Raw genomic sequence first — 8,873 nt, 5'->3', positions numbered from 1 at the left:
GCACCATAATCATGTGAGCTCTATATGGATGGAAATATGACTTACATCATGGAGTAAAATCACATACAAGATGATTTTAGACATTGATAAATCTATGTTTTGTGGAAAACATCAAGTGAAAAAATACTGTATATAATCAATAGTTACATAGAGTTTCTGAAAATAAAAATAGGGTAAGATGGGAAATCTGCGTCCCTTGCATGGAAAAAGAAAAAAGCTGCCTGAATATCTTTCAGACAGCTTGTTGTTCTTTGGGGAAATCTTGATATGTCTCATTTTGGCCCAGATTTCCCGTTTCTCGTGTTTTTGCCAAAAACGTGATTCGTCATCTGGAAAAAATTTTTCGAGGCCTCAAAATTGAAATATGGGGCTCGTAAAAGATTTTTCCGGATGTGATATCAAGTCCTTACAGCATCATGGATGATTCAAGTCCTTGTGTCACATCGCTAAAATCAATCTTCTCCAGTGCCTCCTGCAATACAGGCAAGGCGTACTGCTTTCCTTCTTCATCACGTCCGTAGTTCGCGGAGACACCTTGCTGTGCATGTCCCTGTAGCGCATCAAGGAGTTCCGGGGCAATCTGGCCGCTGTTGCGTCCTTCGCGCTTGAAGGTATGCCGGAAGGAATGGAAGTGTTTCCTGTCCCCGTTCTCCAAGTCCAGACTGGCAAGAAAGCGCCGCCACCACTGCGAAAAGGCGTTGCTGCGCTTGCCGCCGTCCTGCTTGTCCGAAAGGAGGGAGAACAGCTTGCCCGTCCCTTCCCCCTGCCGGGCGAAGTCGAGGAAGCCCAGCTCCAGCAGGCGGGAATGCAGCGGGACCTTGCGGATGGAGGCCCTGTTCTTCACCCGGCGGCCTGTGGCCATCTCGGCGCGGATATGGATGAACCAGACACCGGCCTCCTGCCGCACGTCCTGCCGGTCGAGCTGGGCCAGTTCTTCTATGCGGGCACCCGTGTACAGGGCCAGCAGGACGAGCCACCTGTAGTCAAGGAGCTTGGTCTTGCTGGCATAGAGCCGCCCCACAGCGCCGCAGCCGTGCGGATGGTACAGGCCGGAGCGCTGGAAGATGACGGACAAGTCCTCCTTGGAGAAGGGCAGGACGGACACGTCTTCCAGTTCCGTCGTATTGCTGGCGGCCCGTACCCCGGTGCAGGGATTGACCTCCACAAGCCCGTTGTTCACGGCATAGGAGAAGACCACCTGCACGAAGGCAAGATATTTCTCGTTGATGGTGCGGGCCGACAGCTTCGGGGCCTGCTGGAGATGGGGGAAGGCCTCCTTGCGGATGCGCTCCAGTACGGTCGGCATGGGCAGCTTGGCGAGGGGCGCGGGCAGGTTCTTGGGCAGGGCCAGCAGGGCGTCCTTGTAGCGGATGATGTGTTCCCGCTTCCTGTAGGCTTTGATGGGAAGGTCGCCTGCCTGCTCCATGAAGCGGCGCACGGCCAGTTGGACAGACAGGAGGCTGGAGGGGGCAAGACCTGCTCCCTTCTCCCGGATGTAGGCTTCACAGACTTTGCTGAAACGGGGATTGTCCGGGCCTTCCTGTGTGCTGGCATCGCCGCCGGGGACGGCTCCGGCCTGTGCCGGGGACTGCCCTGTGCCGTGCGGAGGCAGCGGGGCCGTGACGAGGGCGGGCTGCCGCATGGAGGCCCACGCTTCCCCGTCCAGATGGGCCAGAAAGAGCTTCTTCACCTGCCATTCCTCGGCCAGCAACTGATGGCATATCTTCCTGAATCTGGAGCGCACAGCGGCGGCCTGCGGGCTGTCGTCTTCCCCGCTGGCGGGCGGCATGGCGTAGCCGTGGCGGGCAAGGAAGGCCTCCGCCATGCCCAGCATGGGGGAGACATCCCCGTCCCGGAGGCAGAGGGGCGCGGCCTCGATGAAAAGGGACGCATCCCTGCGGAGCCGCTCCTTGTAGCGGGCGCTGGGAGGGAAGAACAGGGGCGGCTCTTTGGGCGTGCAGGACGGGCCTTCCAGCTCTTGCATGAGTTCCTGCTGCTCCTGCCATTCCTTGCGGGCCTGTGCTTCATCCTCGGCGGGAGGCGTGTTCAGGGCCTCCAGAGCGGCCTTGAGGGATTCGTCAGGATAGAGGGCCAGCAGGCGTTCCTGCTCCTGTTCGTCCATCTCGGCAAAAGGACGCAGCGGCGCGGTGGCGGGAGAAGGCGCGGCAAGGGCGGCGATGGCCGCAGCCGGGGCAAGGGCCTGCTCCTGCTGCTCGGCAAGGCGGCGGCGATGCTCGCGGAACTCTTGGTCTAGCTGGATGGCACGCAGGCTGGCGTTCTCCAGCGCCTGATGGAAGTCCCGTGTCTTGAGGGAGAAGGTCAGCTCTTTCTTGGGGTAGTAGACAGGCAGGAGGTCTTGCGGGACACGCAGCCGGAAGTAGTAGGTGCGTCCCCGCAGGAAAGGAGTGGGTGTCTTGAATGACAAAGCGCTCATACCTCCGGTGTGTAGCATGTTTGTGTAGCAACCGAAAGTATAAGCGCTTATTTTTCTTGTATATTCTATTATTACAAGGCGTTATAATAAAATGGCGGAGAGGGTGGGATTCGAACCCACGTACCGGCTATTAACCGATAACTCGATTTCGAGTCGAGCGCGTTACGGCCAACTTCGCTACCTCTCCGCTCTTTGGAGCTGTGCATGCACAGCAAGGCCGAAGGCATTATTTAGTCTGTTTCGGTGAAAAAAGCAATAAGTTTTCTTGCAGCCCCGGACGGCATCAGGCATCGTCCGTTTTGGCCTCGGGCAGCCAGTGCGCCAGCACGGTCTCCCGGTGGGCGCCCAGCAGCTCCAGTACGGGCTTGGGCACCAGAAAATCCACGTTCAGGCCGTGCAGCCAGCGGTGGCGGATGCGCGAGGCACTGACCGAGATCCACGGCAGGGGCACGAAGTGGACCTGCCCGCCGCCGGGCAGGCGCATGCGGCGGCTCCCGGGCAGGACAGGCTCGCACGCCCGGGCACCGGGCCACATGCTTTCCGTAGCGGCAAGAAAGTTCTTTTCCGAGCCCTCACCGCGCGGCACCACCACCAGCTGGCAGAGTTCGGGCAGTTCCAGCCCCAGGTGCCAGTGGGGCAGCAGGGCATAGTCCGGGTTGCCGAGGATGAAGAACAGGGGCCGTTCCGGTGTTTCTTCACGACAGGCCTGCAACGTATCCCAGGTATAGGAAAGACCGGGACGTCCGGCTTCCATGCGATTGCACGAAAGGCCGGGCAGGCCGTCCAGACAGGCTTCCACCATGGCGGCGCGCAGGTCGAAGGGCAGCAGGCCGCTCACCATCTTGTGCGGCGGTGCGGCGCAGGGTATCAGCTCCACGCTGTCGGCCAGGGGGCGCAAGGTCTCCGCCATTTCGATGGCCAGACGCAGATGCCCCACATGCGGCGGGTTGAAACTGCCGCCGAACAGGGCCCGGCCCGCTGCGCGCTTCCCGTCCATGTCTATTGCCGCACCTGCCCCTGACCGAAGACCACGAACTTGGTGGTGGTCAGTTCCTGTACGCCCATGGGACCATAGGCATGGAGCTTGGAGGTGGAGATGCCGATCTCCGCGCCAAGGCCCAGCTGGCCGCCATCGTTGAAGCGGGTGGAGGCATTGACCGCCACCATGGAGGCATCGGCCTCACGCAAAAAGCGCATGGCGTGCTCGTGATCGTTGGTGCAGATGATCTCCGTGTGATTGGAACCGTAGCGGGCGATGTGGGCCAGGGCCGCATCCATGTCGTCCACCACGCGGACGGCCAGGATCAGGGCGTGGAATTCCTGTCCCAGGTCGTCGGGGCTCTGGGCCTTGGCCGTGGGGCCCAGCAGCGGCAGGGAAGCGGGGCAGGCGCGGAACTCCACACCGGCCTCGCCCAGACGCCGGCCCACTCGGGGCAGGAAGGCCGCGGCGCAGTCCTTGTGCACCAGCAGGCACTCCAGGGCGTTGCAGACGCCGGGACGCTGCACCTTGCCGTTGAAAACGATGTCCAGGGCCTTGTCCAGGTCCGCATCCGCGTCCACGAAGGCATGGCAGACGCCCTTGTAATGCTTGAGCACCGGCATGGTGGCGGCTTCGGTCACGGCACGCACCAGACCTTCGCCACCGCGCGGGATCATGACGTCGATATACTGGTCGAGTTTGCACAGCTCGGTGACCGCGGCGTGATCCGTGGTCGTCACCAGCTGGGCCGCATCGGCGGGCAGACCGGCTTCTTCCAGGGCCTGGCGCAGCAGGGCTGCCAGAGCGGTGTTGGAGTGCAGGGCCTCGCTGCCGCCGCGCAGGATCACGGCATTGCCCGCCTTCAGGCAGAGGATGGCCGCGTCGATGGTCACGTTGGGGCGGGCCTCGTAGATCATGGCGATGACGCCCAGCGGCACGCGCATGCGGCCCACCAGCAGGCCGTTGGGGCGCTGCCACTGGCTGTCCATGGCGCCTACGGGGTCGGGCAGACCGGCCACATGCAGGCAGGCGGCGCGCATGTCGGCCAGTACGGCGGGATGCAGGGTCAGGCGGTCCATGCGGGGGGCGTCCAGGCCCCGGGCGCGGGCCGCGTCCAGATCCTGCGCGTTGGCGGTGCGCAGCTCGGCTTCCCGCTCTTCGAGCAGGGCGGCCAGACGGGTGAGGGCGGCGTTCTTGGCCGCGGGGCTGGCCTTGGCCAGCAGGCGGGCGGCTTCCTTGGCCTTTTGGCCGAGCAGGGTCATTTCTTGTGCCAAAGTCATACGGGCTCCTTGGGTTGGCTCGTCTCTCTATACGCTGCCGCAGGAACGAGGGCAAGGGGACGGCCCCCTGTACGGGATGTCGCTGTACGCCCGGATATCCTTCTTTTTTTGGGGGGAAAGGCGCCGGTGCGGAAGGCGGATATGCCTCCGGTTTCCGGCCAACGCCCTCCCGGGAAGAGGAGCGTCCGGCTTTGGGATTCCCTACTGCCGGCAGGGGTTTTTCTTTGACAGAAGGCCGCTCCCTATCCTACATAAATAGACCGCACCGTGACAGTTCCGGCGACCGCGGGCGAAGCTTTTGCAAGGAGCACTGAAAGAAATGAATCCTGTCAGACCTCAGAATACCCCTGAATCTCCTACCCTGCTCAATGACCTCAAGGCTGAGGTGAGCGCGGAAAGCGCACCGCTGCTGCAGTTCATCGTGCGCAACAGCGGGCTGATCGTGGGCGTGGTGGTCGTCCTTCTGGTGGCCCTGGTAGGCACCGCCGTGTGGCGCTGGCATCAGGGCGGCCTGCAGGCCGAGGCCCAGACCGAACTGGCGCGTATCGGCATCACCATGAAGGGCGGGGATCGCCTCAAGGCGCTGGACGACCTGGCAGCCAAAGCTCCCGAGAACATGCGTTACAGCATCTATCTGATGCAGGCCGAGTTCGCCATGCAGGATCAGGATTACAGCCGTGCCGAACAGGCCTATGCCACGGCGGCCAAGCTGGACGCCGACGGTGCCATGGGCCTGATGGCCGCTCTGGGCCAGGCCGGCGCGCTGATCAAGCTGGATCGTCCCGCTGATGCCGTGACCCTGCTGCAGGGCCTGGAGAGCCGCGCCACCGAGGACGGCCGTGCCACCCTGCGCATGCTGCTGGGCGAAGCCGCCGAAGCGGCGGGCAAGACCGATGTGGCCGTTGCCGCCTATGAAGCCCTGGCCGCCTCGCAGCCTGGTCTGGACGGTGAGTTTTACCGCTCGCGCGCGGAAGCGCTGGGCGGTGGCAAGACCGCGCCCGTGAAGGACGGCGCGGAGAACAAGTAGTAAGAACGTTGGCGGCCCCTCTGCCGACGCGCACGGGCCGGGAGGACACATGAGCAAACATCCTCTGCTGCACGGGGCGCGTGGCGAGCGCCACGTTTTGCTGGGCAATGAAGCCATCGTACGCGGCGCGCTTGAAGCCGGCGTGAACATGGTCACCTGCTATCCTGGCACGCCTTCTTCCGAAGTGCCGGATACCTTTTACAAACTGGGGGGCGAGGGCCGCTACAAGATCGAGTACGCGGTCAACGAAAAGGTCGCCTTCGAAGTGGCCGCCGGTGCGGCCCTGGGCGGTGCCCAGGCCCTGGTGACCATGAAGCACGTGGGCCTCAACGTGGCGGCCGACCCGCTGTTCACCTCGGTCTACACCGGTCTGCCCGGCGGTCTGGTGGTGCTCTCCGCCGATGACCCCGGCTGCCACTCCAGCCAAAACGAGCAGGACAACCGCTACTATGCGCGCTTTGCCTCCCTGCCCTGTTTCGAGCCTGTGTCCGCCCAGGAAGCCAAGGACATGACCCGCGAGGCCTTCCGCCTGGCCCGCGAGCTCCAGCAGCCCGTGCTGCTGCGTACCACCACCCGCGTCAGCCATATGCGCGGCAATGTGGAATTCGACGATCTGCCGGCGGGCCCCGCGCCCATCGTGGACTTCCAGCGCAATCCCGGCCGCTTCGTGCCCGTGCCCGCCGTGGCCCGTGGCCGTCACCGCTCCCTGCTGGAGATCATGGAAAAGGCCCGCGCCTTTGCCGAGTCCAGCCGCTTCAGCCGTGAATACGGCCCCGAAGGCTGCCGTCTGGGCATCATCGCCAGCGGTGTGGCCCGCAACTATCTGGCCGACGCCCTAGCCTCCGGCGGCTGGGAAGAGCGCGTGCGCGTGCTCGAGCTGGGCATGACCTGGCCCCTGCCCGAAAGCCGTATCGAAGCCTTCCTGCAGTCCTGCGACCGCGTGCTGGTGCTGGAAGAAGGCGAGCCCCTGCTGGAAGGCAGCGTGCGCGCCCTGGCCCAGAAGTGCGGCTGCAAGGCCCGCATCGACGGCAAGGACGAGACCCTCACCGTGCTGGGCGAATACTCCACCACCCTGGTCCTGCGCCGCGTGGCCGATTATCTGGACTGCCCCTGCCCGGTCAAGGCCTCTTCGCCCGTGGTCCGCGAGCTGCCCGTGCGTCCGCCGAACCTTTGCGCCGGCTGCTCCCACCGCGCCGTCTACTACGCCGTCCGCCACACCTTTGGCGACGACGCCTACTATTCCAGCGACATCGGCTGCTACACCCTGGGCATGCTGCCGCCCCTGCGCATGGCCGACTTCCTGGTCTGCATGGGCTCCTCCGTGTCCGCCGGCAGCGGTTTTGCCCGGGCTTCCGGCAAGCCGGTGGTGGCCTTCATCGGTGACTCCACCTTCTTCCATTCCGGCATGACCGGCCTGGCCAACGCCGTGTTCAACAAGCACGACATCCTGGTGGTCATCCTCGACAACGGCACCACCGCCATGACCGGTCACCAGCCCAATCCCGGCATGCTGCAGGACATCCTCGGTGAAGAGGCCATGCATCTGGATATCGAATCCGTGGTGCGCGGCCTGGGCGTCACCGAGTGTGTGAAGGTCCGTTCCTACAACCTCAAGGCCCTGCATTCGGCCCTGGAAGACATGCGCGACAAGAAGGGCGTGCGCGTCATCATCGCGGAAGAACCCTGCGTGCTCTATGCCCGCCGCCGTCTCAAGAAGGCCGCCGCCCAGGTGGCCTATGTGGCCGAGCAGGGCGCCGATGCCCAGCGCTGTCTGGAAGAACTGGCCTGCCCCGCTTTCTATCGCAATGGCGAGGACGTGGCTGTGGATGAAAATCTCTGCACCGGCTGCATGGTCTGTCTGCAGGTGGCCCCCAAGGCCTTCAAGGCCAGAAAGCGCGCCTAGGTGAGGTGTATTATGCAACATAGCGACAAACAAAAGCGTCTTCGTATCTTCTTCACCGGCGTGGGCGGACAGGGCACCCTGACCGCCACCACCCTGCTGGCCCGCACCGCTCTGGATGCCGGGCAGGAAGTGGTGGCCGGCGAAGTCCACGGCATGGCCCAGCGCGGCGGTGTGGTGGAATCCGTGCTGCTGCTGGGCGGCTGGCGTTCGCCCAAGCTGGATCTTGGCGAGGCCGACATCCTGCTGGGCTTCGAGCCCCTGGAGACCCTGCGCGGTCTGCCGTACCTGCGCCCCGGCGGTGTCATCTTCTCCAGCCGTGATCCCATGCCGCCCCTGAGCGTGTCGCTGGGCATGGCTGCATATCCTTCCATGGAAGAGATCGAGCAGAAGTCCCGCGCCGTAGCCAGCCAGTGCCATTTCCTGGCCTGCCGCGAGCTGGGCATCCAGGCCGGTGCCGCCCAGGCGGGCAATACCGTGCTGCTGGCCGCTGTCTGTGCCTCGGGCCTGCTGCCCTTCGGCATCGACGCCCTCAAGGCCGCCATCGAAAAATACCTGCCCGCCAAGCTGCAGGCCTCCAACCTCAAGGCTTTGGAACTCGGTCAGGCCGCCCTGCATATGTAACAGCAGCATGGCCGTGCTGTTTTGCTGAGGGGCGGGGGACCCCCGCATCTCCGCTGTCGATGCCCGTAGCTTCCTTCGTCGCAACGGGCACGGCCCAAGGGGCCGTCATCCGGTCGCTGCCAGCGCGAGAGGTGTTCCCCCGCCCCTCAAATTCCCCACCCCCTCCCCAGCGCGCTTCAGCGGGGAGGGGGATTTTTTATGGTGATGGCTCTGGATGCTGCGAACTTTTTTATCCGGGGGATCTTGGGCCTGTTAGGTTGGCACAGCAGCAATGCGGCCGTTGCTGATACCGTGGCAGCTTCCCGAAGAGATTTTTCAAAGTACAAAAGGCCGTTGCCGACCAAATGCCTTTCTGGTCCGGATTGCGATCCCTTTCTTGTAAGGCAGGAAAGGGCGACACGGATATTCGTAAAAAGGCACAAAACTGTGTGGAAGGCGCGGTAGAAAAGGCTATGGAGGAAAGAGTCTTTCAGAGCCAGAGCAGGAACCAGGTGGTATTCGTACGAATAAGGAAAGGCGCTGTCCGCGTATGCGGGCAGCGCCTTTTGTTGCCTTGCAGATAAGCTTCCCTGCCTGTTGGGCAGCTTTTTAAGCAAAACGCGCTGGGGGAAGGGAGGGGAGTTTGAGGG

General features: G+C 63.3%; 7 protein-coding genes and 1 tRNA gene. 3 read left to right on the top strand and 5 right to left on the bottom strand.

Annotated elements, in window-relative coordinates; translation table 11 throughout:
* Window positions 1-406 precede the first annotated feature (406 nt).
* The 4 genes from ACQRCJ_RS11365 to ACQRCJ_RS11350 form a co-directional block, all read right to left on the bottom strand.
* The gene (locus ACQRCJ_RS11365; protein ID WP_304015136.1) at window positions 407-2,434 is read right to left on the bottom strand and encodes a site-specific integrase; all 2,028 of its coding nucleotides are present in this window, start codon (window positions 2,432-2,434) and stop codon (window positions 407-409) included.
* A gap of 92 nt (window positions 2,435-2,526) precedes the next feature.
* Window positions 2,527-2,621: transfer RNA gene (locus ACQRCJ_RS11360), tRNA-Ser, on the bottom strand.
* Window positions 2,622-2,717: 96 nt separating this feature from the next.
* Window positions 2,718-3,431, bottom strand: a complete 714-nt coding sequence (gene nadD / locus ACQRCJ_RS11355; protein ID WP_427799833.1) for a nicotinate (nicotinamide) nucleotide adenylyltransferase — start codon at window positions 3,429-3,431, stop codon at window positions 2,718-2,720.
* 2 nt (window positions 3,432-3,433) lie between these two features.
* Complete coding sequence (locus tag ACQRCJ_RS11350; RefSeq protein ID WP_204625426.1) at window positions 3,434-4,693, bottom strand: glutamate-5-semialdehyde dehydrogenase; 1,260 nt, start codon at window positions 4,691-4,693, stop codon at window positions 3,434-3,436.
* Between the two features lie 319 nt (window positions 4,694-5,012).
* Here ACQRCJ_RS11350 and ACQRCJ_RS11345 point away from each other — a divergent pair, with 319 nt between their 5' ends.
* Genes ACQRCJ_RS11345 through ACQRCJ_RS11335 form a run of 3 tightly spaced genes read left to right on the top strand, consistent with a single transcriptional unit; the run spans window position 5,013 to window position 8,244 of the window.
* Window positions 5,013-5,720: a tetratricopeptide repeat protein gene (locus ACQRCJ_RS11345; RefSeq protein ID WP_168935979.1), complete on the top strand. Its 708-nt coding sequence runs from the start codon at window positions 5,013-5,015 to the stop codon at window positions 5,718-5,720.
* 49 nt (window positions 5,721-5,769) lie between these two features.
* Window positions 5,770-7,623, top strand: a complete 1,854-nt coding sequence (gene iorA / locus ACQRCJ_RS11340) for an indolepyruvate ferredoxin oxidoreductase subunit alpha (protein ID WP_427799832.1) — start codon at window positions 5,770-5,772, stop codon at window positions 7,621-7,623.
* A 12-nt stretch (window positions 7,624-7,635) separates the two neighbouring features.
* Window positions 7,636-8,244 (top strand): indolepyruvate oxidoreductase subunit beta, encoded by a 609-nt coding sequence (locus ACQRCJ_RS11335; RefSeq protein WP_168935977.1) that lies wholly within the window; start codon window positions 7,636-7,638, stop codon window positions 8,242-8,244.
* 176 nt (window positions 8,245-8,420) lie between these two features.
* Here ACQRCJ_RS11335 and ACQRCJ_RS11330 read toward each other — a convergent pair.
* The coding region (locus ACQRCJ_RS11330) for a hypothetical protein (RefSeq protein WP_427799831.1) at window positions 8,421-8,873 on the bottom strand (453 nt) is incomplete at its 5' end.

Origin of the sequence: Desulfovibrio sp. SGI.102, assembly GCF_050314315.1 — a bacterium.
Classification (GTDB): domain Bacteria; phylum Desulfobacterota; class Desulfovibrionia; order Desulfovibrionales; family Desulfovibrionaceae; genus Desulfovibrio.
Note: the sequence above shows the minus strand (reverse complement) of the source record. Positions and strands in the feature narration are given on the sequence as shown.

Excerpts from the sequence above, each read along its gene's own strand:
- ACQRCJ_RS11365 (WP_304015136.1), bottom strand. The coding sequence starts at position 2,434 with ATGAGCGCTTTGTCATTCAAGACACCCACTCCTTTCCTGCGGGGACGC.
- nadD (WP_427799833.1), bottom strand. The coding sequence starts at position 3,431 with ATGGACGGGAAGCGCGCAGCGGGCCGGGCCCTGTTCGGCGGCAGTTTC.
- ACQRCJ_RS11350 (WP_204625426.1), bottom strand. The coding sequence starts at position 4,693 with ATGACTTTGGCACAAGAAATGACCCTGCTCGGCCAAAAGGCCAAGGAA.
- ACQRCJ_RS11345 (WP_168935979.1), top strand. The coding sequence starts at position 5,013 with ATGAATCCTGTCAGACCTCAGAATACCCCTGAATCTCCTACCCTGCTC.
- iorA (WP_427799832.1), top strand. The coding sequence starts at position 5,770 with ATGAGCAAACATCCTCTGCTGCACGGGGCGCGTGGCGAGCGCCACGTT.
- ACQRCJ_RS11335 (WP_168935977.1), top strand. The coding sequence starts at position 7,636 with ATGCAACATAGCGACAAACAAAAGCGTCTTCGTATCTTCTTCACCGGC.